Genomic DNA, 26,459 nt, shown 5'->3' with positions numbered 1-26,459 from the left:
GCCTGGAGTCCTCCATGTGCGCAGAACAGTTGCCCTCCATGCCCGTCGCCGTCGTCGGCATGGGCTGCCGATTCCCCGGAATAGGGAACATCGACGTCCTGTGGGACGTGCTCGTGGCCAACACCGACACAGTGACGCGGGTCCCGCACGAACGCTTCGACGTCGGCGATTGCTATGACCCCGCTCCCATGACCCCCGGCCGGACCGTGTCCCGGCACGGCGGATTCCTCACCGACCCCTTCGGCTTCGACGCGGCCTTCTTCGGCATCTCACCGGTGGAAGCACGCGTCATGGACCCGCAGCAGCGGCTGCTGCTGCACGTCGTGTGGGAAGCCCTGGAGTCGGCCGGCATACGCCCCTCGCTCCTCGCGGGCACCCGGGGCGGCGTGTTCGTCGGGCAGGCGACCGCCGAGCACGCGGAGACCGACCCCGTGGCCCACGAACCCGACGTACGCGGCATGGTCGGCAGCCGGCTGCGCGCCGTCACGGCCGGCCGCGTCTCCTACGCCCTCGACCTGCGCGGGCCGAGCCTCGTCCTGGACACGGCCTGCTCCTCGTCGCTGGTCGCGGTGCACGCGGCGCGGCAGAGCCTGCTCACCGGCGAGAGCGACCTGTGCATCGCCGCGGGCGTCAACCTCATCATGTCCCCGCACGACTCCATCGCCTACTCGCAGGGCGCCATGCTCTCTCCCGGGGGCCGCTGCCGGTTCGGCGACGCCGGCGCCGACGGGTTCGTCCGCAGCGAGGGCGTGGGCGCGGTCGTGCTCAAACGGCTGGACGACGCGCTGCGCGACAAGGACCCCGTGCACGCGGTCCTGCGCGGCAGCGCGGTCACCAACGACGGCGCGGCCAGCGGGCTGCTGATCCGGCCCTCCGTGGAGGGCCAGGCCGAAGCGGTGCGCCGGGCCTGCGCCAGCGCCGGCATCACACCCGCCCAACTCGACTACGTGGAGGCGCACGGCACGGGGACCCAGGTCGGGGACGCGGTGGAACTGCGCGCGCTGGCCGACTCCGCCGGTCCGGGGCGGCCGGCCGACCGGCCGTTGCTGACCGGGTCGGTCAAGACCAACCTCGGCCACACCGAGGCCACGGCCGGCATCGCGGGACTGCTCAAGGCGGCGCTGATCCTGCGGCACGGCCTCATCCCCGCGTCGCTGCACCTTGACCGGCCGCACAGCCTGCTCGCGCAGGACGGCTTCCCGGTCCGCGTGGTGACCCGGAACAGCCCGCTGGACGCGACCGGTTCCCGCGCTCTGCTCGGGGTCAGCTCGCTGGGCCTGTCCGGGACCAACGCCCATCTGGTCGTCGGCGCCCACGTGCCCGGGCCTGTGCGGCGGCGTTCCCCTGCGCGCGTGCCCGCCGCCCGCGGCGCCGCCACGGACGCGGGTGCCCACCTGCTGCTGCTCAGTGCGCGGACGCCCGGGGCCCTGCGCCGCCTGGCGCGCGACTACGCGGCCTACCTCGGCCCGTCAGGAGCCGGGCGCCCCCACCCCCTGGGCGACATCTGCTCCGCCGCCGCCACCGGCCGCGACGCCCACCCGCACCGGCTGTGGGCGGTGGGCGGCGACCACGACGCGCTGTCGGAACGGCTGTACGCCCTCGCCGACGGCGCGGCGATCCCCGACGGCGGCACCGGGGAGGCGGGCCTGTCCGGCGACAGGCGTGTCGTCTTCGTCTTCTCGGGACAGGGGTCGCAGTGGACGGGCATGGGCCGGGCCCTCTACTGCGACTCGCCCGCCTTCCGTACGGTGATGGACGCGTGCGACCGGGCCGTGCGCAAGGAGTTGGGCTGGTCGGTGCTGGACCGGCTGACGTCCGGCGACGCCGAACTCCCCGCCGACGTGGACACCGTCCAGCCCGTCCTGTGGGCGGTGCAGGTGGCGCTCGCCGCCGCCTGGCGTGAACGCGGCGTCGAGCCGGATCTGTGCGTAGGCCACAGCATGGGCGAAGCCGCGGCCTCCCACGTCTGCGGCGCCCTGTCCCTGGACGACGCCGCCGCGGTGATCTGCCGCCGCAGCAGGCTGATGCAGCGTACGGCAGGCCGTGGCGCCATGCTCGCGGTGGAACTGCCCGCGGCCACGGCGCGGCAATACGCCGAGGCGTACGCCGAAGCCGTGTGCGTCGCTGTCGAGAACGCGCCCACCACCACGGTGCTCGCCGGCGACCCCGCCGCCCTCGGCGTACTGCGCGCCGAACTGGAGCGGGACCACATCCTGTGCCGCCCCGTGAAGGTCAACGTCGCCTCGCACTCGCCGCAGATGGACGCCCTGCGCGACGACCTGCTGCGGGAACTGGCCGGGCTCTCCCCGGCCCCCGGCGCGACGGACATGCTCTCCACCGTCTACGGCACCGCGGTCCCGGGGCCCGAACTGACCGCTGCCTACTGGATGGACAACCTGCGCAGACCCGTGCGCTTCGCCGACACCGTACGGAAGGCGGCCGGGGAGGCGGACAGCGTCTTCCTCGAAATCAGCCCGCACCCGGTGCTTGTCGCGGCCATCGATGACACGCTGGCGGACGGCCCCGGGGATTCTCCCGGCTCGGCCGACCACCGCAGCCACGCCGACAGCCCGGGCCGTCCCGGTGCCGCCGCCGCGGTGGCCTCGCTGCACCGCGCCTGCGACGAGCCGGCGGACATGGCGCGGGCGGCCGGCCGCCTCTTCGCACAGGGCGCCCGGGTGGACTGGCGGCGCTGGTACGGCGGCGGCCCGCGGCACGTACCGTCGCTCCCCACCTACTCCTGGGACACGGTGCAGTTCCGGCGCGAGACGGCAGGACCGGTGGCCGCACGGCGCTCCGGCGGCGCCCGCGTACGGCACATCGACCTCGCTTCCTGGGGCGGGTCCGGCGGCTGGGGCGGGGGAGTGGCGATCCGCGGTGTCGCGCCCGTACCACCCGTGGTGTATCTCGCGGCGATGATCGAGACCGCGGAGGACGGCGATCCCGGCACACGGTTCGAACTGCGGGACGTCACGCTGGGGGACGCCCACCTGCCCGTCGAAGCGGCAGGTGACATGACGCTTCAAGTGGCGCTGGACGGCGGAGGGGACGCCCGCGCGGTGACGGTGCACGCCTCACTGCCGGGCGGGGCCGCTCCCGTGCTCTGCACCTCGGGCCGGCTCGTCCCGGCCGGACCCGCGGGGACGGACGGCGGCGGACCGGCGGCCCCCGACCTCCTCGACGCCGCGCTCGCCCGGTGCCGGGACTACCTGGGGGCCCGCGACTTCCACCGGTTCGCGCGGCGCCACGGGTTCGACATCCGGGAGCCGATGCGGGGCGTGCAGCATCTGTGGCGGTGCGACGGCGAGGCGGTCGCGCACGTACGGCTGGAGCAGCCCCTGCCGCGCCTCGGCTGGGAGGCGGGACTCCAGGCCCTGCTGGCGGCCCGGCCGGGGGCGACGGCGGCCGGCGACGACCACACCCACGTTCCCGTCTCCTTCGAGGCGGTCCGTTTCCACGCCGAGGCCGAACCGGACTTCTGGAGCCTGGCCACGGTACGGCCCGGCGGCGGCGCGGCCGGCTTCCTCGCCGACGTCGTGCTGATCGCACCCGACCGGCGCGTCCTGGCGAGCTTCTCCGGCATCCGCATGCGGCGCCTCGCGCCGGAACCCCGGGTGAGCGCCGCGCCGGTCTCCGTGCCCGCGCTCGTGTCGGCGCTCGCCCGGCCGTACGTGGGGCCGCTGGCCAGTGTGGTCAGGAGGATCGCGGAACCCCTCGGGGCGGGCTTCCTCAGCAACCTCCTGCGCCCGGCCGCGGCTCCCTGCGACGACCCGGAACGGGCGGCGTCCACGGCACTCGGCGACCGCCACCAGGCACCCGCGCCCGTCCGCCGGACGCCCGCGACGGAGCCCGCGGGCTTTCCGCGCCCGCGCTCCCGTGCCGATTCCCGGCCCCGCTCCCCGTCCCACGAGGCGGACGCCGCCGCGGAATCGCTCCTCGAACACTCCGCGGCGCTGCTCGGCCTGCCGGCCTCGGACATCGATGAGCGGCGCTCGCTCCGCGAACTCGGCCTCGATTCCCTGATGGCCTCCCAGCTCCGGCTGCGCCTGCGCCGCAGCCACGGCGTCGAGGTCACCGCCGGGCGGCTGCTGGGCGCCGAGAGCGTCGCCAGCCTGCGCGAGAGCCTGGCCCGGCCCGGCGCGCGAGGGGAGTCCGCTCCCTAGCGGCGCCCCGAACGCGCCCGCCACACCTGGCACTTCGTCCCGGCCCTGCCTGGCCTCGCCCTGCCGGGCTGTCACCTGCCGGGCCGGCCCCGCCCGGGGGAGTCCCGCCACCCGGGCGGACGTCTCCCTCGGGTGACCGCCATGTTTCGATCTGCGTACGACAATATGAGCGGCGGTTAAAGTTGCACTGTGGTATAAAAAATGCATGCGGACCGGCCGGGCCATAGACGTGCACGTCCCTGCCCGGACGGGTCCGACAGGCTCGGGTGCCCCCGTGCCGTCCGATCGTGCACTCAGGCTTGACCGACTCAACCGAACAGGGAGGGACGCAATGGGCTCGCGTGCGACGCCGCCGCCGCAGGTCGGCCGCAGGGAACGCAACAAGCAGCGGGTCAGGGAACGCCTCTACTCCTCGGCGGTCGAGCTTTTCGTGGCGAAGGGGTACGACCACACCTCGATCGACGAGATCGCGGAGCGCGCCGACGTGGCGCGGGGGACCTTCTTCAACTACTTCCAGCGCAAGGAAGACATCATCGCGGCCTGGGGCGAGCGCAGGCGCACCGCTCTGGTGACCGGCCTCGACGCGTACGGCGCGTTCACTCCCAGCGCGGTCGCTCGGCTCCAGCAGTGCATGGCGATACTCGTCCGGATCAACCAGGAGGAGCCCCGGCTCACCGCCGCCATGCTGACTGCCTGGGTGAAGGCGGGCCGGCCGATATTCGAGGAGCCCTACGTCGCCGAGGTGTTCGCCAAGATCGTCGACAGCGGTGTGGACCGCGGCGAGCTGACCCCCTGCATGTCCCCGATCAGCGTCGGCAACGTCCTGCGCGACGTCTACCTCGGAGCCCTCTACCGCTGGGCGCACCGGCCGTCCGACACCCTCGGGACCTCCCTGGCCGACGAACTCCAGCAGGTCCTGCGGCTGCTCCTCGAAGGCATGACCCCGCCCCCGGCCCGCTGAGGCCTGCCGTTCGGACCACCCGGCCGCCGGTCCGGTACGCCGTGAGGTCCGGCTGTACGAGCGGCCGGCGCACCCGCGAATCGTGCGGCTCCACGGGACACTGACCGTCGGCGACTCCGAGGCACCGCAGATCGAGGGCTCCCGCGTGCCGATGGCGGAACTCGCCGACGGGTCGGCGGCGGACACGCTGCGACGTGCCGCCGGCCGCCCGCTGCCCGACGCGCTCCGTACCGTCGGTAAATCTGTGAGGGGCTGGCGCACCTGCACGGCGCCGGACGGGCGCACGGCCACCTGAAACCGGCCAACGTGCCGCGCATGCACGACGGTCCGGTGCGGCTGGGGACTTCCGCCCCGCGGCCGAATGCCCGGTCACACCGCGCCGGCGCCCGATGCGTCGGCGTCCGAGGCCGCGAGGCCGACGCGGAGCACGGCGGCCTCGCCCACGACGCCGACCACCTGGAGCCGCAGCTTGTTGACGCCCCCGTTCGCGCCCGCGTCGCACGTCAGGTCCATGAAGCCGGCGGCGTACTCCGACGGACCGGTGATGGTCATCTCGCACCCGCCGTCGGAGGAGAACTGCGACGTGATCATCGGTGCGGTCAGCATGACCGCGTGGTCCCCGACCTCGGTCACCGTGATCCGGCCGACGCCGGACCGCTCGGGCACCGGAATGGTGGCGCCCTGGGTCACCCGGACCTCGCAGCGTCCGTCCCGGCACCGATCCGTATGCGTGCCGTCCGCCGGGTCGGGCAGTGTCGGGGCGGGCGAGGGGCCGGCGGATGTGGGTGTGGGCGACGGGCCGGCGGACGTGGGCGCGGCCGAGGGCGATGTGCGGGACGCCGGTGTCGTACGGCCCGCGCTGTCGGAACTGGCGGAGCTGTCGGGCCCGCACGACACGAGGACGGCGGCCACGGCCGCGGACAGCGCGGCGCGGACGAGGGGTCCCCGGGTGAGCGGGAGGGAACGGTCTGGGGCCGCGGAGGGCAGGCGGATCATGCGCACAGCCAAACCCACCCGCCGCGGGACCGGTCCCGAAGCCGCACGACGCGTACGAGTGTCCGACTCGCGGCGCCGCCGGTGCTACAGGATGGTCGTGACGGCGCTGTAGGCCGGATCGCTGGTCCCGGACGTGCCGTCGTGCGCAGCACGACCGCGCGGTCGGCGATCCGCAGATGGGGCAGGGCCGCGGTGAGGCGTACTTCCCGGGCCTGGGCGACCATCAGGGAGGACACCCAGACCGTGCGGAAACCCCTGCGGCCGGTGCGACTGACCGCCGAGGGCTCGGCCTCTCACGGGCCCGAGGCCAGGCGCCGCTCCGGACAGGGCCGACGAGGGGGCCGGCGGCCACCGTGAGCGTGCCCTCGGCGTAAGAGGTGCCGGGGATCTCCCCGTCCGGGGCCCGGAGTGCGAACGCGGCCTCGTCCGCAGTAGTGCCGGGGCCGCCGCTGGGGACCTGGATGTCGAAGTGCACCGGGCGGCCCGGGCCGAAGGCCACCGCGGTCCGCTGGTTGCCGTGGCGGCCGGCGGTGATTCCGCTGTCGGTGCCGTCGTGCGAGAACCGCAGGCCGGTGGGCGAGCCGGCCAGCTCGCACGGCTCGTACCCGCGCGGCGCCGTCAGCGTGACGCGGTAGTGGGGCTCGTCGCCGGACTCAGATACGCCGGGTTCGCCGTCACGGCCAACGCCGCGGTGATCGCCTACTTCGTATGCGCCGGCTACGCCCACTACCGGGCGCGATTCCGGCGGGAGCGACCTCCCCCACGTTGTGACCGTGCGGCGTCCACGGCGGGGAAAGGCCCCGGAGGCTCGCTCCTCGTCGCCGTCCTGGCCGCCCGCGGCCACGAGCCGGTCGTACGAGGGCCTGCGGTAGGTTGCCCGCCATGACTGGACTCGGCCCCGTCGCCTGGCCGCCTGCCCCGATCAGGACCGGGCGGCTCGTGCTCCGGGAGCCCGAGGCCCGGGACCGGGCGGCGATCATCGAGCTGTTCACCTCGCCTGAGGTGGGTACGTACATCGGCGGCCCTCGGCCGCGTGCCGAGTTCGAGCGCGCGGTGCCCGCCGAGCCCCGGCGGCGCCCCGGCCTTTTCGTGGTCGACCTCGACGGGGCGATGATCGGCATCGTCACGCTCGACCGGCGCGGCGCGGCGCGTCCTGGGCACATCCGTCCGGAGGCCGGCGAGGCCGAACTCGGCTACATGTTCCTGCCGGAGGCGTGGGGACACGGATACGCCGCCGAGGCGTGCGCGGCGGCACTCGACTGGTTCGCCGACGCGCTCCCCGGCGAGCCGGTGGTGCTCACCACCCAGACCGCCAACGGCCGCTCGATGCGCCTCGCGGCGAAGCTGGGCTTCACCGAGGCGGACCGGTTCGAGGAGTACGCCGCCGAGCAATGGTTCGGCCTGCGGTCCCCGGCCACACCGTCCGCCTGACCTCGCGCCGGATCCCCGAGGCCGCAGCGCGCAGGCCGTGACCGCGCCGGCGGCACGGTCTCCGCGGCATGGGGAGCGGCGGACCGTCATGGCATGGGACCGCTGGTTCGGACCAGAGGCAGGCAGGCGCGGGTCCCCCATGAGGGGCACGGCGGGCGTGGAGGTCGTTCCGCCGCGGGGACTTGCGGCTGGGCGGGTGGAGATTCCCTGGCCACGGCTGAGTAATACCAGTGGTCTATTTAGGTTACCGAGCCGTGATACCAAAGGGTTGACCAGTGGTTGCTACCAGATTTAACGTGAGTGAACTCACCCCGCTACAAATGGCTCAGAGGTGGACGAAACTCCTATGAACGTTACTTCTCATTCACGCCGCAGACGCATGGCCGTTGCGGGCGTGGCCGCGGCTGGAGCCCTCGTACTCGCTGCGTGCTCGTCGGGCGGCTCCGGCGGCACGGACGGGGCGCCCGGCTCGACCGGGAGCTCCGGCGGCGGCAAGTCCAAGAAGCCGATCGTCGCGCTGCTGCTCCCGGAGAACGCCACGGCCCGGTACGAGGCGCGGGACAAGCCGACGTTCGAGAAGCAGCTCGCGGAGAGCTGCCCCACATGCCAGCTCCGCTACTACAACGCGGCCGGGGACGCCGGCAAGCAGCTCAGCCAGGCCGAGTCGGCGTTGACCGAGGGGGCGAGCGTGCTGGTGATCGACCCCGTCGACTCCAAGGCCGCAGGGGCCGTGGTCGCCAGCGCCCGCCGCCAGGGTGCGAAGGCCATGAGCTACGACCGCGTCATCTACAGCGCGGGCGTGGACTACGGGGTGAAGTTCGACAACGTCCAGCAGGGTGCCGTCGGCATGCAGTCGCTGCTCGACAAGCTGAAGAAGGACGGCAGGACCTCCGGCAACGTCGTCATGATGAACGGCGACCCCGTCGACTCGGGCGCCAAGCCGGAGAAGGACGGCGCGCACAGCGCCGTCGACAAGTCCGGCTTCAAGGTCGCCGCCGAGTACGACACCAAGGGCTGGTCGGCCGCCAACGCGCAGAACCAGATGCAGCAGGCCATCACCAAGCTGGGCGCGGCCAACATCGCCGGGGTCTACGCGGGCAACGACGGCATGGCCACCGGTGTCGTCGCCGCGCTCAAGAGCGCGGGCGTCACCCCGATGCCGCCCGTCACGGGTCTGGACACCCAGCTCGACGCGATCCAGAACATGGTCGCGGGCGACCTGTACGAGAGCACGTACCTGCCGGTCGAGACCGAGGCGCGGATCGGCGCCAAGGCCGCCGCCGCGCTCGCCACCGGGAAGAAGCCCGACGGTGACCTGCTCAACGGCACCATCGACGACGGCGCCAGCAAGGTGCCCGCCTACCTGCTGCAATCCATCGCCGTGACGATGGACAACATGAAGGAGATCCTGCTCGACAGCGGGTATCTGACCGTCGGCCAGATCTGCACGGCCGACTACAAGAAGGCATGCGCCAAGGCAGGACTCGCCAAGTGACCTCGTTGCCCACCGGCGGTGCCGCCCAGGTCGTGGCAGTCGACCTGGGCGGTACCACGGTCCGCGCGGCGCTCGTCGACCGCAGCGGGGCCCTGACCGCCCGGCTCAAGGAGCCCGTCCGGCACGGTGCGGCGCACGAGCAGGTCGCCGACCTCATGTCCCGGATCGCGGCCGGTACGGACGCCGTCTCGGCGGTCGTCGGCCTGCCGGGGCGGGTGGACCACCTCCAGGGCCGTCTGCACGTGGCGCGGAATCTGCCGTCCGCCGACCTCGGCCGCCTGTCGGCCGCGCACCTGGGCGACGTCACAGGACTGGCCGTCGAGCTGGCCGGCGACGCCGAGCTGGCCGCGATCGGCGAGGCGTACTACGGCGCCGGAGCCACCACCGGGACGACGGCGTACCTCACCCTCTCGACGGGGGTCGGCGCGGCGGTCGTGAGCGACGGCCGCGTGTTGTCGGGACGCGTGTCGGGCTTCCAGATCGGGTTCCTGCACCTGTTCGGCGCCGGGCGCCCGATGATCGAGGACCTCGGCTCCGGGCAGCGGGTGCGCGAGGTCTCGCGCGAACTCGGCAGGGACGTCGACTACCGCGCCCTGACCGAGCTGTCCTCCGGGACCGGCACCGCCCCACCACAGCGGCACGCCCGCGAGCTGGCGTCCGGCGCCCTCGCCGACATCGCCGACGTGGCGTCCGCCGCCGCGATCCTGCTGTGCCACGTCGTCTCGCCCGACGTGCTGGTGGTCGGCGGCGGGCTCGCCCGCGCGGCCGGCGCCCACCTTCTCGACGAACTGGACCGTCGCATCCGCGACACCGCGGCCTCGCACGTCTCCTGGGACGTCGAGGTACGCGCCGCCCGGTGCGGTGACGACGCCGGCCTCGCCGGCGCGGCCGCGTGGCACCTCGCCCAGCCGGCCGCGGTCGCCGCCGCGGCGGACCGACGCAGCATGAAAGGAGACCGCCGATGACTTCGACCGTTGAAAAGGCAGGAGACAGTCCGCCGCCCGTGCTCGAACTGGAGCACATCAGCAAGAGCTTCGGCGCCGTGCAGGCGCTCAGCGACGTCAGCATGAGCGTCGCCGTAGGAGAGGTCGTGGCGCTCGTCGGCGACAACGGGGCGGGCAAGTCCACCCTGATCAAGACGATCGCCGGCGCGCACCCCCGCGACGGCGGCACCATGACGGTGAACGGCGAGCAGGTGTCCCCGCGCAAGCCCACCGACTCCACGCGCCTCGGAATCGCAACGGTCTACCAGGACCTCGCGCTGTGCGACAACCTCGACATCGTCGCCAACCTCTTCCTCGGGCGCGAGAAGCACCACGGGGGCTTCCTGAGCGCGCTCGACATGGAGCAGGTCGCCGTCGACCTGCTCAAGCGGCTCTCCGTCAGGATCAAGGACCTGCGCGCACCCGTCTCGTCGCTCTCGGGCGGCCAGCGCCAGTCGGTCGCCATCGCGCGGTCCCTGCTCGGCGACCCGCGGCTGGTCATCCTGGACGAGCCCACCGCCGCGCTCGGCGTCGAGCAGACCGCCGAAGTCCTCGAACTCATCGAGCGGCTGCGAGCCGAGGGGCACGCCGTCCTCATGGTGAGCCACAACCTCGCCGACGTCTTCGACGTGGCGGACCGGATCGTCTGCCTGCGGCTCGGGCGCAGCGTCACCGAATTCCCCGTCGAGGGGACCACAGAGGAGCAGGTCGTCGCCGCCATCACGGGCGTCGCGGACAGCAGTGCCCACAAGCGCCGGAAGCGGCGCCGCGACCGGGCCGAGGAAGGATGACCGTGACCACCGACACCGCCACCGGACTCACCCAGCCCGGCGTCCTGCCACCGGAGCCGCCGACGGAGGGGAACTGGCTGCGCGAGCGCGTCCAGCACCTGCGTACCGGCGACTTCGGGCCGCTGCCCGTCATCCTCGGCCTCATCGTCATCTCGCTGGTCTTCCAGATCGCGAACGGGCGGTTCCTCTCGCCGCAGAACCTCTCCAACCTGAGCCTGCAGATCGCCTCGACCGGCGTCATCGCGCTCGGCATCGTGTTCGTCCTGATCATCGGGGAGATCGACCTCTCCGCCGGATCGGTGAGCGGCATCACCTCCGCCTCCATGGTCGTGCTGAGCATCAACATGGGCTGGCCGCCGGTCCTGGCGATCGTCCTGGCGATCGTCTTCGGCGCCGCGATAGGCCTCTTCCACGGGTTCATCTTCACCAAGCTCGGCGTCCCGTCGTTCGTCCTGACCCTGGGCGGCCTGCTCGCCTGGCAGGGCGGCCAGCTCCTGGTCCTCGGCAACCAGGGCACGATCAACATCCCCTACAACGGCGCGATAGCCTCGCTCGCCAACACCACGCTCCCCGCGTGGATCGGCTACGTGATCGCCGTCGTCTACGCGGTGGCGGCGTTCGGCACGACCTTCCTCACCGCCAGGCGGCGGCGCGAGCGCGGACTCTCCGTGCGGCCCCTCGCCGGGGGCCTGGTACGCGCGTCCGTGGTCACGGTCGTGATCCTCGCGGCGACGATCGTCTTCGCGCAGTGGCACGGCATCCCCCTGTCGCTGATCATCTTCGTCGGGCTCGTGGTGCTGGTCGACGTACTGCTGCGCGGCACGACGTTCGGCCGCAAGCTGTTCGCCGTCGGCGGCAATGCCGAGGCGGCCCGGCGCGCGGGCATCCAGGTCGGCACGGTCAAGGTCATCGCCTTCACGATCGCCTCCTCGCTCGCCGCCTTCGGCGGTGTGCTCGCCGCTTCGCGACTGTTCGCGGTCAACCAGGCCAGCGGCGGCAGCGACATCCTGCTGAACGCGATCGCCGCCGCGGTCATCGGCGGCACCAGCCTGTTCGGCGGGCGCGGCAGCGCGTATTCCGCACTGCTCGGCATGCTCGTCATCGGAGCGGTGTCCAACGGCATGGATCTGCTCAACCAGACCTCCGCCGTCAAGTACGTGATCACCGGCGCTGTCCTCGTCGCCGCCGTCGTGATCGATTCCCTGGCGCGACGGGGAAGGGCGGCTAGCGGCCGATGAGCGTCAACGCGTTTCTGCGACAGGGCTTCGTCCCCTTCGAGGAGGGGGTGCTCGGCCAGGCCGGCCGGCTCACCGGGATCGCCCCGGTGCTGCGCGAGCGGGCGCTCGCCGCGGCGGCCCTCGTCGGCCGGCCCGCCCAGGCCACGTTCATCGGCATCGGCGCGAGCCTCGCGGCGCTCGCCGCACCGGTCGCCCACCTGTCGGCGCGCGGTATCCCCAGCGTCCGGCTCAACGCGGCCGAGGCGGGTCCGTTCGACGACAGCGCCACGCTCGTCGCGCTGTCCCAGTCGGGCCGCAGCCGCGAGACGGTCGACGTGATGCGCGCGGCCCCGGGCCGCAAGCTCGCGGTCGTCAACGTCACCGACTCGCCGATGGCCGCCGCCGCCGACTCGGTGCTCACCCTCGGCGACCTGCCCGACAGCCTCGCCTCGACCATCGGGTTCACCGCCTCGGTGATGGCCGTGTCGATGCTCGCCGAGACCTGGACCGACGGCGAACCGTCCGCGTCGTGGCTCAGCTTGGGGGAGCGGCTGGCAGAATTCCGCACGGCGACCTCCGAGCGGGCCGAGGAGATCGCGGGCCTCCTGTCGGCCGCGTCGATCATCGACCTGGTCGCGCCGGCGGACCAGCACGGTGTGGCCGAAGGCGGCGCGCTGCTGCTGCGCGAGGTGACCCGGGTGCCCGCGGCGTCCTTCGAGACGCGGCAGTATCTGCACGGGCTGATGGAGTCGACCCACCCCTCGACCCTGCACATCGTTCTCGACGGTCCCGACGACGGGCAGATCGTCCGGGCCCTCGGCTCGCTCGGCCGCCAGATCGTCGAGCTGCGTACCGGCACGCCCGTCACCCACGGCGAGCGGACCCTGGTCGTACCGATCGAGGCGCACAGCCCGCTGGAGATACCGGTCTTCGTGGCCGCGCTGCTGCAACAGGTGGCGCTGCGCTCGGCGCGGGCGCGGGGGATCGATCCCGACGAATTCCTCTTCCTCGACACCGGCACCAAGCTCGACGACGGCGAATAGCCGCCACCGGCCCGGCCGCCGGACGACCGCCTCCGCGCCGCGCGGCACGGGCCGCCCAATACGTCCTTCTCACTCAACTCCAACGGACACAATCGGGGTCATGTCTACTTCGCCAGCACTGCACCGCAAGGTGGCGCAACACCTCAGGGAACGCATCGAGTCGGGGGTGATCGCGCCCGGTTCGAGGATGCCCTCCGAGCGGGTTCTCGCCGAGCAGTTCGACGTCAGCCGGGTCACCGTCCGCCAGGCGCTGAAGGATCTGGAGGTCGCCGGCCTGGTCAAGGTCGTCGCGGGCGCCCGGTGGGTGCCGGCGGAGACGTCCGCGCCGGCCTCGCTCCGGCCCGCCGGGTACGAGGCGGATTCGATCGAGGAGGGCGCCACCGGGCTGGTGAGCTTCTCGGACCTCGCGGCCGCGAACGGCCTGACCTCCAGCTCGAAAGTGCTCAAGTGCCTCACCCGGGCCAGCTCGCTGGACGAGGCGGACCTGCTGAGCATCGCGCCGGGCGCCCCCCTTGTGGAACTGGTGCGGCTGCGGCACCTCGACGGCATCCCCACCCTGATCGACTTCTCCCTCGTCCCCGAGGGCCTGGCGCCCGGCCTGGGCGAGCACGACTTCTCGACCGCTTCCCTGTACGGCACGCTCGCCGAGCAGTACGGCCTGCACGCGGTCAGAGCCGACTGCGTCATCGAGGCGCGCGACGCGAGCGCCGAGATCGCCGAGAGCCTCGGCCTTGCTCCGGGCGGCTCCGTCCTGGAGATCGTCCAGACCACCTTCGACGAGAACCGCCGGGTCGTGCAGTGGTGCCGCAGCGTCTACCGCGGCGACCGCTACCGCTTCCGCGCCACCCTCCAGGGCCATCCCGGCGGTGCGTACCGCCCCCAAGCCGCGGAGCCGACCGGCCGCGGCGCCGTTCCCCATATAGCGAGGTTGTACCCATGAGAGTTTCCGCACGCGGCGCCGTCATCGCCGGCGCCTGGGTGAAGGGCGACATCGAGGTGGACGACGGACGGCTGGTACGCGCCGGCCTGCCGTCGACCGGTAGGGGCTACGTCCTGCCCGGCCTGGTGGACCTCCAGGTCAACGGCTACGGCGGGGTCGACTTCAACGACGCGGCGGCCGAGGACTTCGAGCGGGCGTTCGCGGCGCTCGCCCGGGACGGCGTCCTCCACGTACAGCCCACCGTCATCACCGACTCCGAGGACAACGTCGTCCGCCAGCTCCGGGTGCTCGGCAAGCTCCAGGAGTCGGCGCTGCGCGGCGCGAAGGTCGTCGGCGTGCACGCCGAAGGACCGTTCCTGTCCCCGCACCACCGCGGCGTGCACCGCACCGAACACCTCCGCGACCCCGACATCGGCATCGTGCGGCGGTTCCTGGACGCCGGGCCGCTGCGTACGATCACCGTCGCCCCCGAACTGCCCGGCGCGCTGGAGCTGATCGCCTGGGCCGCCGGGGAAGGGGTGATCGTGCAGGCCGGGCACTCGGGCGCCGACACGGCGACCGCGTACGCGGCCTTCGACGCGGGCGCCCGCGCGGTCACGCACCTCTTCAACGGGATGATCGCGTTCAGCCACCGCGCCCCCGGCATCGCGGGCGCGACGCTCAACCGGGAGGAGGTCGCCATCCAGCTCATCGCCGACGACATCCACCTGGCGCGTGAGACCTCGCTGTTCGCGCTCAAGGCCGCCGGGCACCGCGTCATGCTCGTCACCGACGCCGCGTCCCCGGCGGGGGCGGGCGACGGCGACTTCACCGTGGGCGGCTTCACCGTCACGGTCACCGAGGGGGTGCCGCGCCTGCCCGACGGCACCCTCGCCGGCAGCACGGTGACGCTGCTCCAGCAGGTGCGCAAACTGGTCGAGCACGACTGGCCGATCGACCGCGCGGTCAACCTGGCCAGCCGCGCGCCCGCCCGCTTCTACGGGCTCACCGGCGCGGGCGAACTCACCCTCGGCGGCCCGGCCGACCTGATCGTGACCGACGAGAACGTCGCCGTCGAGCGCGTCCTGGTCAGCGGAGAGGAGTTCGCGGCGTGAACCTCCTTCCCCGCGGGCTGATCGTCTCGCTCACCCCGTCACCGCAGTCGCCCTGGCAGAGCACCGAGGACGCCGTCCGGCTCGCCGCCGCCGCGCAGGCCGGCGGCGCCGTCGCCGTGAAGGTGGACGGCCCGGACGCCGTGCGCGCCGTCAAACGCGCCCTCCCCGGCTTCCCCGTGCTCGCCGTGAACATCGACGGCTCGCACGGCGGGGCCGTCCGCATCACACCGACGCTGGAGCACGCGGCCGCACTGGTGCACGCCGGCGCCGACGTTGTCGAACTGGAGGCGGACTCGGCGGCGCGCCGCCACGACGGGCAGGACCTGGCCGAGCTGGTCGCGTCGTTCGTCGCACTCGGCAGGCCGGTCAAGGCGGGAGTGCCGGGGATCGACGACGCGCGTACCGCCGTGGCGGCGGGCGCCGCGATCGTCAGCTCGTCCACGATGGGCTACCCCGCCAAGGCGAACACCGGCCCGCTGCCCGACCTCGGGCTCGTGGCGACCCTCGTGGCCGGCGCCGGGGTGCCGGTCGTCGCCGAGCGCGGCTACTCGACGCTGGACGACGTACGCGCGGCCATGGACGCCGGCGCCCACGCCGTCGTGGTCGGCTCGGCCATCGCCGACCCCGTCTGGCTGACCGCCCGTTTCGCCGGCGCGGCCTGCGCGACAGCCCCGTAGCCCGGTACATGGACCCCGGCCGGGAGCCCCGCGGCAGGGGCTCCCCGGCCGGGACCGGATCCTGGTCCTGGTCCTGGTCCTGGTCCTGCGGGACGGAAGCGGCTCAGCTCGGCGCCGCGGACACGATCAGGTGGTCCACGACGTCAAGGAGGCTGGCGCGGCGCCTGTACGCGGCGCGCTGGCGTTCGGCCCCGTTGCCGCGTCGCAGCCGCGACCAGCCGGCGCGTACGAGATCCGTATCGCCGTGGCGTCGCAGGGCGGGCTGGATCCACGTCAGGAGCCGTTCGGCCAGCGCCGGCGCGGGGATCAGGTGCGCGGAGGGCAGATCGACGCTCTGCCCGGCCAGGCCGTCGCGTGCGGCGCGCCAGCAGGCCGCGCGCAGGATCTCCGGCTGCGGACGCGGCGCCGGCTCCCCGGCGTCGATCTCCTCCAGCGCGGTGGCGGCCATGGCCCGGACGACGGCGGCGAGCAGCAGGGTCTCGTCGGCGGTGGTGGCGGCGTCGGCGACCCGGACCTCCAGGGTCGGCACATGGCTGGAGGGCCTGATGTCCCAGTACACGCGGTCGCGGTCCATGACGGCCCCGGCCTCGATGCCGCGGCTGACGAGGTCGTCGAAATGCGCCGGGGACTCGAAGTACGGCGGGGGACCGGACACCGGCCAGCGCGCCCAGGTCATGGTGCGCCAGCTCGCGTAGCCGGTGTCCCGCCCCTCCCAGTAGGGGGAGTTGGCCGACAGTGCGATCAGCGAGGGGATCCAGGGACGCAGGTGGTTGCTGACCTGGAGCGCGCGGGCCAGGTCGGGGATGCCGACGTGGATGTGGCAGGCGCAGGCGATCTGCTCGTCGTCCAGGGCGCGGAAGGCCGCGACGCTCTCGGCATAGCGGGCTCCGTCCGAGAAGAGCGGCGGAACCGGCGGGCCGAGTATGGGGGAGCCGCTGGAGATGATGCGCAGGTTCTCCCGCGCGGCAGCGGTCGCGACGACGGCCCGCGCGGATCGGATCTGCTCGCCGAGAGGGTCGATGCCGAGGTGCGGATCGGTCCGCGTCTCGACCTGATAGCAGGTCAGCTCCTTGGTGACCCGCTCGCCCAGTCCGAGGGAGGAGGCGTGCTCCACCACTTTGGGCCCCTGCGGGCTCGGCTCCCGGGACACCGGATCGACCAGGAGGTACTCCTCCTCCACCCCGACGGTCAGCAGATCCTGGGTCACCGCGCCGGCACGGCCACGGCTGCCCGGAAGGCGGCCTTTCACGCTCGCGGCGCCATCGGCTTCACCATCCATAGTCACCATGCTGCCACGGAGGGCAATAAATGCGTCTGGTGAGGCGGGAGTTTCGTCGGCCCCGGCGAGGAGCGGGACAGGCGCGAGGAGGGCGCGGGGGAGCGGCGCCCGCTGGGCAGAGATGCGCGGGCGCGTACCGCGTCAGACGATCACGACCTCGACGCCCGCGTCCTCGAAGCGCGCTGCCGCGCCCGGCGGGATGTCCTGGTCCGTGACGAGCGTGCCCACGGTCGAGATGTCGCAGATCTTCGCGAAGGCGCGCTTGCCGATCTTCGACGAGTCGGCGGCGACGATCACCCGCTGGGCCCGCTCGGCGAGCAGGCGGTTGATACTCGCCTCGTCCTCGTGGTGGGCGAAGGCGCCCTCCTCGGCGTCGATCGCCCCGATGCCCAGCACCGTCACGTCGAGGGTGATCTCCCGCAGCACACCGCTGGCCAGCGCGCCGGTCAGCTCGTAGGACAGCGGCCGGGCGACCCCGCCGGTGACGACGGTCTTGATCTGCGGCCGGACCGCCAGCTCGTTGGCGATGTTCAACGCGTTGGTCACCACGGTCAGCGTCGGCTGGCGGCCGATCCCGCCCGTGGCGTCGACGGCCATGTCACCGCGCAGCACCAGCGCGCGGGCCACCTCGGTCGTCGTCGTTCCCCCGGTGAGACCCACCACCTCGCCCACTTCCACCAGTGCGGCGGCGGCCTGGGCGATGCGCTGCTTCTCGGGGGCGTGCCGGGAGGTCTTGTAGCGCAGCGGCAGCTCGTACGAGACACCGTGGGCCACCGCGCCGCCGCGGGTGCGGTTGAGCATCCGCTGCTCCGCCAACTGGTCCAGGTCCCGGCGGATCGTCGCGGTCGAGACGTTCAGGTCGCTCGCGGCCTCTTCGACCTCCAGCCGGCCTTTCTCGGCCAGCAGATCCAACAGCGCGGCCCAGCGGGCGTCCTTGGACACGAACCTGCTCCCTCATCACGCGATCTGCGAGTGGCCAGCGTCGCACACCCGGCTACGGAGCGGGTCGCGCCGCCGTCATCTGCCACGTTGCACCTGTGCAGTATGCATGAGTGATCACTTTTACGACCGGAACGTCCGGTGCCGGCGGGCGCGCTCGCGCGGAGCGCGGCCTTCGCGCCGGCCTATGCCCGGTCCGCGGCGGTGGTCAGCCGGGCCGGCTCACCGGCGACCACCCGCAGCAGGTGCTCCGCGGTGCCGGACATCGCCTCGCGCGCCGCCCGCAGATAGCGCCGCGGGTCGACGGCGGCGGGCTGCGCGGCCAGCTGCTCGCGTACGGCCGCGGTGAAGGCGACGTTGAGGGCCGTACCGATGTTGACCTTGACCACGCCCGCGGCCACCGCCTGCCGCAGCTCCCCGTCGGGCACCCCCGAGGACCCGTGCAGGACCAGCGGCACGGGAACCGCCGTGCGCAGCGCGGCGATCAGCGGGTGGTCGAGGCGGGCCGAGCGCCGCGTCATCGCGTGCGAACTGCCGACGGCGACAGCGAGCGCGTCCACCCCGGTCGCGGCCACGAAGGCGGCGGCCTCGACCGGGTCGGTGCGGACACCGGGTGCGTGCGCCCCGTCCTTGCCGCCCACCTCGCCCAACTCGGCCTCCACCCACACGCCGTGCCCGTGCGCCCACTCGGTGACGCGGGCGGTGGCGCGGACGTTCTCGCCGTACGCGAGCCGCGACGCGTCGAACATGACCGAGTCCGCCCCGGCGGCCACCCCCGCGCGCAGCAGCTGCTCGCTCTGCACGTGGTCCAGGTGGAGCGCTACCTGGACCGAGGCCGCGCGGGCGACCGCCGCCGCACCGGCCAGCAGCGGTTCCAGCCGGCCGCCGTGGTAGGCCACCGCGTTCTCGCTGATCTGGAGGATCACCGGCAGCGCGGCGGCCTCGGCGGCGGCCGTGATCGCCTCGGCGTGCTCCAGGGTGATCACATTGAACGCGGCGGCGCCGCGGCCGGCGGCCCGGGCGGCGGTGACGAGGTCCGCGGTGGCGGCGGTGGTCATGGCGTCCTCACGGTGGCAGCGGCAGCGGGTCGTGGGCTGCCGGCGGGTGGTCGGTGGTCGTCCGGCACGGTGCGGGGCCGCGAGGGCTCAGGCCAGAACGACGGAACGCGTCAGGTTCCGCGGACGGTCCGGGTCGTAGCCCCTGCTCTCGGCGATGGCCACCGCCAGCCGCTGCACCCGCACCAGGTCGGCCAGCGGGTCGAGCGCGCCGCCGCCGTCCGCCGCCGAGCCCGCCTCCAACCGGCCGCCGACACCGGCGACATCGGCGGCCAGGCCCTCGGGCAGCGCGCCGAGGACCCACGCCACCCGGCCGGGACCGGTGATGCTGATCGGCCCGTGCCGGTACTCCATCGCCGGGTAGCTCTCCGTCCAGGCTCCGGCGGCCTCCCGCATCTTGAGCGCCGCCTCCTGGGCCAGGCCGCAGGTCCAGCCCGTGCCGAGGAAGGTGAACTGCTCGGCCGCGACCAGGTCCGCGGGCAGGTCCTGCGCGAGGGCCGGCCCGAGGTCGGCGACGGCCCGGCTCAGGTCCTCGCCGAGGTGCGCGCGGAGCAGGGCGAGCGCGGTGGTGGCGAAGCGGGTCTGCACCACGGACCGCTCGTCGGCGAAGTCCAGTACGACGACCTGGTCGACGGCGGCCGCCACCGGGGTGTGCGGGTCCGCGGTGATCGCGGTGACCGGCACGCCGGCGGCGCGCAGCCTTTCCGCGGCCCGCAGCACCTCGGTGGTGGTGCCGGACCGCGTGATGGCCAGCACCCGGTCGTAGCGGCGCCCGAAGGGGAATTCGGAGGCGGCGAAGGCGTCCGTCTCGCCGTGCCCGCGCTGTTCGCGCAGCGCCGCGTACGACTGGGCCATGAACCAGGAGGTGCCGCAGCCGACCACCGCGACCCGCTCGCCTTCGCCCGGCAGCTGCCCGGCCGCTGCCGGGACCATCGCTGCTGCCCGCTGCCAGCACTCGGGCTGGCTGACGATCTCGGCGGTGGTCGCGGAGTCAGTGGGCGGCATCGGGCTCTCCTCGGTGCGCATGGCGGCGACCACAGCACATGCTCTGATCGTTTCTGCTTGAAGAGAGACTACATCAAGCATTCTCTTGCATGAATGGCCGGGATCGCTGTCCGTCGCCCCGGATCAGCTGACCGCCCATCGCTGGAGGGCGGAGCCGGTGTCGGGCTGCTGGGTGACGAGGGCGCCGTCGGTGGCGGCGGCGGCGGTGAGCAGGAGTCCGCTCTGCGCGGACCTCACGGTGTAGGTGCCGTTGGACTGCTGGGTGAGGGTCCAGCGCTGGTTGGCGCCGCCGGTGCAGTTCCACTGGATGACGCGGGCGCCGGCCGTGGTGGCGCCGCCGCTGACATCGGCGCAGAGCCCCGACTCGGCATTGGCCAGCTGGTAGGAGCCGTCGGGCTGCGAGGTGAACCGCCAACTCTGGTTGGCGCCGCCGTTGGCGCCCCAGAGGGCGAGCTGGGTGCCGGCCGCCGTGCTGTGGTTGGGGTCGTCGAGTGCTTTGCCGCCGGTCAGGAGGGTGTGGGTGCCGTTGAGGCCGCCGGGCGGTGCGGTGCCGACCGCGGTCATCGTCAGGGTCTGCTCGGCGGCGGTCCGGGATCCGCCGACGCTGCTGCCCGTGCTGTTGGTCCAATACCGCGCCGGGGTGGTCTCGGCGGTCCTGGCGGTGTCGGCGGACAGGCCGATGACCAGGCCGCTGTAGCGGTTGACCAGCCGATAGGTGCCGGCCGCCGCGCCGCCCGCGGACGTGCCGGGAATGACGAACCACTGCTGGCCGACCGTGGGGCCGCCCGGTGCGGCCGTGGTGACGGTGGGGGCGGTGCCCCAGGCCCGGGTGGCGCTCGACGTGGCGGGTACGCCCAGCAGCTGGCCGGTGGCGGAGTTCGCGATGCGGTAGGAGCCGTCGCCGTTGCCCGTGAAGGACCACGCCTCCAGCGCCGATCCGGTGGCGGCCGGCAGGGAGGTGGTGGCGGAACCGCCGGACGCCTGGGCGAGCACCCGGCCGTTTCCGTTGGCGATCCGGTAGGACTTCGCCGGATCGAAGGGCGACGCGGCGGGCTCGGCGGCGTCGATGGTGATGTTGGCGTACGTACCTGAGGCGCCCGCGGCGCAGCCGAACGAGCAGTAGGAGCGGAAGGACTTGCCGACGATGCCGGAGCCGGTCTTGTTCGCGCTGTCGATGAACCAGCGGTACCAGGAGGCGTCGGTGTAGCTGCCGGTGTCGCCGAGCAGATACCACTTCTGCGTCGACAGGTCGTCGGTGGCGTAGAACTGCTGCGGCGCGTTGCCGCTCTGGTCGACCGCCTGCGGCTCGCCGATGTAGAGGCCGAGGTACGCGTCGTAGGTGACGTCCATGACGAACAGCGGGGACGTCGGCGGGGCCTTGCCGGCCGCGACCTGCTGGTCGACGCTGCCGGTATTGGCCGGGTCGTACTCGGCCGAGGCGGGGGTGTAGCCGGTGCTGGTGGCGCTGGCGGCCGGCACCAGGTTGCTCTCCTTGCCGCCCGCGCCGGGCTGCGACCAGGCCCCGTCGTACCACTTCTGCCAGGAGCCGGGCGCCATCTTGCCGGAGATCGGGGCCCGCGCCACGTGCTCGTAGAACGCCTTCCAGCCGCCGTTCTTGTCCACCACGCGTGAGCCGTAGTAGGCGTAGAAGTACCCGGAGGCGGTGTCCACCAGCAGGCGCTGGTCGCCGTCGCCGTAGGAGTACGTCTGGTTGGGGAAGGCCGTCGTGTCCCCGCGCTTGGTGCTGTACGGGGACGTGATGACGTGCGCCTTGACGGTCCAGGTCATGCCCTGGTCCGTCGAGACGGCGTAGTCGATGGCGTCGTAGTGGAGCCCGTCGCCGAACGGCTGCGGGGTGAACTCGTTGTGGACCAGGCCGTACCAGTCGCCGGTGTCGGGATCGACCCACACTCCGGACAGGTCGCAGTAGTTCTTCTGCGCGTAACCGGATCCGGAGGGGGCGGCGGTCGCGGTCCGGCCGGTGGGGCTGTTGTTGCACCGCCAGGTGGTGTCGTTGTTCCTGTCGCTGGAGTTGGACGGGTTGACGGCGTTGCTGATCGTGCTGGACCGGGTCGCGGTGTCGAGGTTCGCACCGGTGAAGAAGTCCCAGTACCGCGGGTCGCTCGCGCCGTACAGGGCGGCGGACTGCTGGAAGTAGAAGGTGCCGTCCTTGTCGAGGTAGGGACTGGCCGGGGTGTCGGTCGGGTGGGTCCAGGAGCCGGACGATCCGACGGTGACCGTGTAGCCGCTCGTGGGCGGTGCCGCCGACGCCGTGGAGGCGGCCAGTGTGCTGCCGCCCGCCATGGCCAGGGCTCCTGTGGTGCCCGCGACGATGAGTCGTCGAATAAAGGACAAGGTCGTTCCTTCTCTCGTGGGGGACACGGTCCTCGGCCAGGCGGGGGAGTGGGGAGCCGGTCGCTGGCAGTGGCCGGCCGGGCCCGCCGGCGTCCGGGTGGCCGGTGCGGTGCTGTGCCCAGGGGTACGGCGGAAGCCGTTGTGCCGCGAAATGCCAATCACGTGCGTGGAGATGGTTCAAACGGGCATCGTGCGAACGCCTTCGAGCAAGATGTCAGTGCCGTGGTCCACCGTCAAGGGGCTCAGGACGCTGCCGGCCGCGGCTCAGGCGGGGACGAATCTCCATTGCTGGCCGGCGGTGCCGTTGGCGGTCTGCTGCTCCACCGTGGCGAGGTCGGTGGTCGCCGCGCCGGTGATACCGAGGACCTTGCCGCTGCGGACACAGGCGATCGTCAGGTAGCCGTCGCCGGTTTCGGTGAGCCTCCACTGCTGGTTGGCGGCGTCCGAGGGGGGCCACTGGACGACCTTGGCGCCGTCGGCGGTGGTGCCGCCGGAGACGTCCCATGCCAGTGCGTCATGTGTGCACGCGATCCGGAAGATGCCGCCGCCGGTGGGGACGAACCGGAAGCGCTGGTTGGCGCCCCCGCCCGGGGTGTACTGGATCAGCGCCGCGCCCGCCGCGGTGGACCCGCCGGAGATGTCGGCGGCCTTCCCGCTGAGCCGGTTGACGACCTGGCCGACGGCCGTGGGCGCGACCGTCACCGCACCGGCGGCGGGGAGGGTGACCTGCCGGCTCCAGACCCCGGCGACGACGGTGGTGGTCGCGCCGGCCCTGCCGCGTACCGTCGCGCTGGTGGCCTGGCCCGCGCTCCAGGCCACATCGACGCTGAATCCCCCGCGCGCACCGATGCCGGTCACGGCCCCCGACGCCGCCCAGGCGGACGGCAGCGCCGGGAGCAGCTCGATACGTCCCGGGCGGGACTGCACCAGCATCTCGACCATCGCCGAGGGCGTCCCGAAGTTGGCGTCGATCTGGAAGACCGAGCTGGTGGAGCCCAGCTGGTACATGTCGAACATGTTGATGCCGGTGCCGTTGCTGTGGTTCACCGACGGCTTCATCACCGCCTGGACCAGCTGGTACGCCTTGTCGGCGTTCTTCAGCCGGGCCCAGCAGGCCGCCCGCCAGGCGCTGGCCCAGCCGAAGCTGGCCATGCCCCGGGCTGTCAGCAGGGCGGTGGCCCCGGCGACCAGGTCCGCGGGGGAGTCCTGGAGGCTGATCCGGTCGCCGGGGAAGAGACCGATCAGCGGCGACAGGTGCCGGTGCGCCGTGTCGCCGAGGTTGGCGTCGGTCATCCACTCCTCCAGCCAGCCCGTCGTGGCGCTGACCTGGGGCAGGTAGAGCCGGCTCTGGAGGCCGGCGACGGTGGCCGCGTAACCGCTGTCCTTGCCGAGCGCCGCCGCCGCGGCCCGGTAGTTCTGGAAGAGCTGCCAGACGAGTTCCTGGGCGTAGGTGATGCCCCGGGCGTCGGTGGGACCCTGCTCGGGCGACCAGTCGTGGTCGTCGACCAGGACCTGCCGGGCGGTGCCGTCGGCGCCGGTGACCGCGACGGTGACGAGCCGGGCCTCCCAGAACTGGCAGGCGCCCTTGAGCAGCGGGTAGATCCTCGTCAGGTGGGCGGTGTCCTGCGTGTACGCGTAGTGGTCGTAGAGCGCGTTGGACAGCCAGGCGCTGCCCGCCGGGTGCCACCACCAGCCGTTGCCGCCGAAGGGGTTGGTGGAGATGGCGACGGTCCACCCGGCCAGCTTGCCCGAGGTGTTGCGGAAGCCGTTGCGGGTGTCGTCGAACAGCTTGGCGGTGGTGTCCTGCCAGACGGGGTACTGGCTGAGGCAGTAGTCGGTGAAGGCGTCGAAGCACCCCGCGAGACCGGTCCTGTCCGGCAGCCAGTAGTTCATCTGGACGTTGATGTCGGTGTGGTAATCGCCCATCCACGAGGGGTCGTTGCGGTCCACCCACAGCCCCTGGAGATTCAGCGGGAGGCTGCTCCGGGAGCCGCAGATCATCAGGTAGCGGCCGAACTGCAGGTAGGACGCCTCCAGTTCGGGGTCGGGTGCGGCACCCGCGGCGGCGCGGGCGGTGAGCCGGGCGGCGGTGTCCATGGCGCGCTGGGCCGCGGTGGACACGCCGAGGTTGACGGTCATGGCCTGCTGGAGCCGCTGGTAGTCGGCGGCATGGGCGGCCAGCAGGGTGGCGCCGGCCACGGCCGCCGCCGTGCCGGCCTTCGTGCGGGCGATCGTGAGCGGGTCGGCGGTGGCGTTCTTGAAGCCGGTCGAGGCGTCGGCGGTGTAGTTGGTGCCGCCGCTGATGACCAGCAGCACCTCCTGGCAGCCGGTGAACGTCACCTTGCTGCCGGACGCCGACACGCTGCCGCCGGTGCCGGCGACCCTCACGACGGCCGCGTACCGCAGCGCGTTGGCGAGCGCGGCACTGAAGGAGACGCTCGCGGTGCCCGGGTCCGCGGAGACGGACTCGCCACGGGTGCCGGACAGCGACAGCGATCCGGTGTACGAGCCGCCGCCGCTCTGGCTGAGCCGGACGACGACCACGTCGTCCGGCGCGCTGGCGTAGACCTCGCGCCGGTAGGTGACACCGCCGAGCGAGTAGCCGGTGACGGCCAGGCCGTTGCTGAGGTCGAGGGTGCGCCGGTAGCCGGAGACCGCCGCGGTGGTGTGCGCGGGGATGTTCAGGTACGCCGTGGCCAATTGCCCGAAGGTGCCGAACGCGGTGGTGTCGTAGGGGAACTGGCCGTCGGAGCCGAGCGTGGGATTGCTTCCGCCGGTCCACAGGGTGGCGTCCGTCAGGTGGATCGCGTCCTGCGACGGGTGGCTGGTGACCATCGCGCCGAGCCGCCCGTTGCCGATCGGCAGGCCCTGCTCCATGATCACGGACTCGGTGGCGGGACTGCTGTACCAGAGGGTGACCGCGTCGGCGTCGGGGACCAGGGCGGCCGGGGTGACCGCGGTCCCAGGCGCCGCGGAGGCGGTGAACTCGGGAAGCGAGGAGAGCGCGAGTACCGCCCCCAGGACGGAGGCGGAGCGCAGGGCTTCGCGCCGGGTCATCCCCGGGGAGGGCATCGGGCAGGCGGGCGGTTCGGGGTCGGGACGCGGGGACATGGCGGTTCCTCTCTCGGCGGGGCTGCGGGTGGGGCCGGCGGCCCCGTGGGTACTGCCGGTTCGGCCCGGTTTCGCTGAACGCCCCGGACGGGGCTCGGGCGGTCTGCCGGCTGCCTCCGGTGGTGGGGCCGTGGGTGCCGTTGGGCCGGGGTCCGGCGCCGATCAGCCGGCTGCGCGTACGGACGTCGCCCGGCCCGGTGGCCCCAACTGCCCGGGTGGCCGCCGCAGGCGCCGGCGCTGATGCCCTCGCGGATGCCGAACCGCAGGCCCGGGCGCGGCTGGTGAGCCCGTCGGCGGCGTCACCGCCAGGGAACGTCCGTCAGGACCGGCTGCCGTCACCGGGGCGTCGGCCCCGGGCGCGGTGTCCGCCGGCGTCAGCCCGACGATCATGGCCACGGAAGTCGAACAGAAACGAACAGTGCGAGGTGGTCGTCGCATGGGACAGGAACTTCCGATCTCCAATACGGGACATGACAATAGTTCGGATCGCCGACAGTGCAGCGCAGGGAGCGGCCCGTGTCAACGGCTGTGCGAAATATCGGCCGACTGGGCAATAGTGCGCAGACTTATGCCCGGATTACGCAGACTGCGGCCTCGGTGCACTGCGTGCCGTCCGCTGGGGAGCGCTCTCCGCTCCATCCACGGATGGCCGCACCCTTCTGATGTGGTACCCGGTGAGAGTGCTCAGAGATCCTATGTATACCCGGGTGGCGCGCGGGCCGGACCGCTAAGGGCGGCGAGGGTCCAGTGCGAAGATCATCGCCTCATGGTGATATCCGGTCGGTTGTGGTGGTTGAAGTGGATCGGCTGTGCTGAGTGCGGTGCTGTGCGCCCGGACTCTTGACGGCCTCGGCGAGGGGTCTCTAAGGTCACCGACATGTCAGATGTAAGATGTCTGATGTCTGGTGTCCATCTCTCCGGTGC

Annotated in this window: 19 protein-coding genes; 12 read left to right on the top strand and 7 right to left on the bottom strand. The window is 72.8% G+C overall.

All coding sequences use genetic code 11. The features are described 5' to 3' along the window. Positions 1 to 14: 14 nt before the first annotated feature. From V7E46_RS04935 to V7E46_RS04925, 3 genes are all read left to right on the top strand, one after another. Positions 15 to 4,163 carry a type I polyketide synthase gene (locus tag V7E46_RS04935; RefSeq protein ID WP_333767254.1) on the top strand — a complete coding sequence of 1,383 codons (4,149 nt, stop codon included), beginning with the start codon at positions 15 to 17 and terminating at the stop codon, positions 4,161 to 4,163. A 331-nt stretch (positions 4,164 to 4,494) separates the two neighbouring features. Then, positions 4,495 to 5,124, top strand: a complete 630-nt coding sequence (locus V7E46_RS04930; protein ID WP_333767253.1) for a TetR/AcrR family transcriptional regulator — start codon at positions 4,495 to 4,497, stop codon at positions 5,122 to 5,124. 82 nt (positions 5,125 to 5,206) lie between these two features. Beyond that, positions 5,207 to 5,419 carry a hypothetical protein gene (locus V7E46_RS04925; protein ID WP_333767252.1) on the top strand — a complete coding sequence of 71 codons (213 nt, stop codon included), beginning with the start codon at positions 5,207 to 5,209 and terminating at the stop codon, positions 5,417 to 5,419. Positions 5,420 to 5,493: 74 nt separating this feature from the next. On the opposite strand, the gene V7E46_RS04920 is transcribed toward V7E46_RS04925, so the two are convergent. Beyond that, positions 5,494 to 5,814, bottom strand: a complete 321-nt coding sequence (locus V7E46_RS04920; protein ID WP_333767251.1) for a hypothetical protein — start codon at positions 5,812 to 5,814, stop codon at positions 5,494 to 5,496. Positions 5,815 to 7,002: 1,188 nt separating this feature from the next. On the opposite strand from V7E46_RS04920, the gene V7E46_RS04910 reads away from it, so the two are divergent. The 9 genes from V7E46_RS04910 (at position 7,003) to V7E46_RS04870 (ending at position 15,791) form a co-directional block, all read left to right on the top strand. After that, complete coding sequence (locus tag V7E46_RS04910; RefSeq protein ID WP_333767250.1) at positions 7,003 to 7,551, top strand: GNAT family N-acetyltransferase; 549 nt, start codon at positions 7,003 to 7,005, stop codon at positions 7,549 to 7,551. 379 nt (positions 7,552 to 7,930) lie between these two features. Then, positions 7,931 to 9,046, top strand: coding sequence for a substrate-binding domain-containing protein (locus V7E46_RS04905; protein WP_333767249.1), 1,116 nt, complete (start codon positions 7,931 to 7,933; stop codon positions 9,044 to 9,046). After that, positions 9,043 to 10,011 (top strand): ROK family protein, encoded by a 969-nt coding sequence (locus V7E46_RS04900; protein ID WP_333767248.1) that lies wholly within the window; start codon positions 9,043 to 9,045, stop codon positions 10,009 to 10,011. The genes V7E46_RS04905 and V7E46_RS04900 overlap by 4 nt, the downstream gene beginning before the upstream one ends. Continuing rightward, complete coding sequence (locus V7E46_RS04895; RefSeq protein ID WP_333767247.1) at positions 10,008 to 10,820, top strand: ATP-binding cassette domain-containing protein; 813 nt, start codon at positions 10,008 to 10,010, stop codon at positions 10,818 to 10,820. The genes V7E46_RS04900 and V7E46_RS04895 overlap by 4 nt, the downstream gene beginning before the upstream one ends. Continuing rightward, the gene (locus tag V7E46_RS04890; protein ID WP_443053986.1) at positions 10,817 to 12,058 is read left to right on the top strand and encodes a sugar ABC transporter permease; all 1,242 of its coding nucleotides are present in this window, start codon (positions 10,817 to 10,819) and stop codon (positions 12,056 to 12,058) included. The genes V7E46_RS04895 and V7E46_RS04890 overlap by 4 nt, the downstream gene beginning before the upstream one ends. Continuing rightward, complete coding sequence (locus tag V7E46_RS04885; RefSeq protein ID WP_333767245.1) at positions 12,055 to 13,080, top strand: SIS domain-containing protein; 1,026 nt, start codon at positions 12,055 to 12,057, stop codon at positions 13,078 to 13,080. Before V7E46_RS04890 ends, V7E46_RS04885 begins: the two co-directional genes overlap by 4 nt. 100 nt (positions 13,081 to 13,180) lie before the next feature. Next, on the top strand, positions 13,181 to 14,020 hold the full coding sequence (locus V7E46_RS04880; protein ID WP_333767244.1) for a GntR family transcriptional regulator: 840 nt from the start codon (positions 13,181 to 13,183) through the stop codon (positions 14,018 to 14,020). After that, positions 14,017 to 15,114, top strand: coding sequence for an N-acetylglucosamine-6-phosphate deacetylase (nagA, locus tag V7E46_RS04875; protein WP_333767243.1), 1,098 nt, complete (start codon positions 14,017 to 14,019; stop codon positions 15,112 to 15,114). The genes V7E46_RS04880 and nagA overlap by 4 nt, the downstream gene beginning before the upstream one ends. Beyond that, entirely contained in the window at positions 15,111 to 15,791 is a 681-nt protein-coding gene (locus tag V7E46_RS04870; RefSeq protein ID WP_333767242.1) for an N-acetylmannosamine-6-phosphate 2-epimerase, read from the top strand. Before nagA ends, V7E46_RS04870 begins: the two co-directional genes overlap by 4 nt. Before the next feature lie 103 nt (positions 15,792 to 15,894). Here the strand turns inward: V7E46_RS04870 and V7E46_RS04865 are convergent, their stop codons facing one another. From V7E46_RS04865 to V7E46_RS04840, 6 genes are all read right to left on the bottom strand, one after another. Continuing rightward, on the bottom strand, positions 15,895 to 16,998 hold the full coding sequence (locus V7E46_RS04865) for a carboxylate-amine ligase (RefSeq protein ID WP_333767241.1): 1,104 nt from the start codon (positions 16,996 to 16,998) through the stop codon (positions 15,895 to 15,897). 213 nt (positions 16,999 to 17,211) lie between these two features. Further along, on the bottom strand, positions 17,212 to 18,012 hold the full coding sequence (locus V7E46_RS04860) for a DeoR/GlpR family DNA-binding transcription regulator (RefSeq protein WP_329172868.1): 801 nt from the start codon (positions 18,010 to 18,012) through the stop codon (positions 17,212 to 17,214). Between the two features lie 182 nt (positions 18,013 to 18,194). Then, positions 18,195 to 19,067: a class II fructose-bisphosphate aldolase gene (locus V7E46_RS04855; protein ID WP_333767240.1), complete on the bottom strand. Its 873-nt coding sequence runs from the start codon at positions 19,065 to 19,067 to the stop codon at positions 18,195 to 18,197. An 87-nt stretch (positions 19,068 to 19,154) separates the two neighbouring features. Further along, positions 19,155 to 20,069: an SIS domain-containing protein gene (locus V7E46_RS04850; RefSeq protein WP_333767239.1), complete on the bottom strand. Its 915-nt coding sequence runs from the start codon at positions 20,067 to 20,069 to the stop codon at positions 19,155 to 19,157. Positions 20,070 to 20,192: 123 nt separating this feature from the next. Continuing rightward, positions 20,193 to 22,424 (bottom strand): RICIN domain-containing protein, encoded by a 2,232-nt coding sequence (locus V7E46_RS04845; RefSeq protein ID WP_333767238.1) that lies wholly within the window; start codon positions 22,422 to 22,424, stop codon positions 20,193 to 20,195. A 264-nt stretch (positions 22,425 to 22,688) separates the two neighbouring features. Next, the gene (locus V7E46_RS04840; protein ID WP_333767237.1) at positions 22,689 to 25,535 is read right to left on the bottom strand and encodes a glycosyl hydrolase family 95 catalytic domain-containing protein; all 2,847 of its coding nucleotides are present in this window, start codon (positions 25,533 to 25,535) and stop codon (positions 22,689 to 22,691) included. Positions 25,536 to 26,459: the final 924 nt, after the last annotated feature.

The sequence above is a fragment of the Streptomyces sp. IBSBF 2435 genome (genome assembly GCF_036815005.1).
Lineage (GTDB): Bacteria > Actinomycetota > Actinomycetes > Streptomycetales > Streptomycetaceae > Actinacidiphila.
This window is presented reverse-complemented; position numbering and strand designations above follow the sequence as displayed.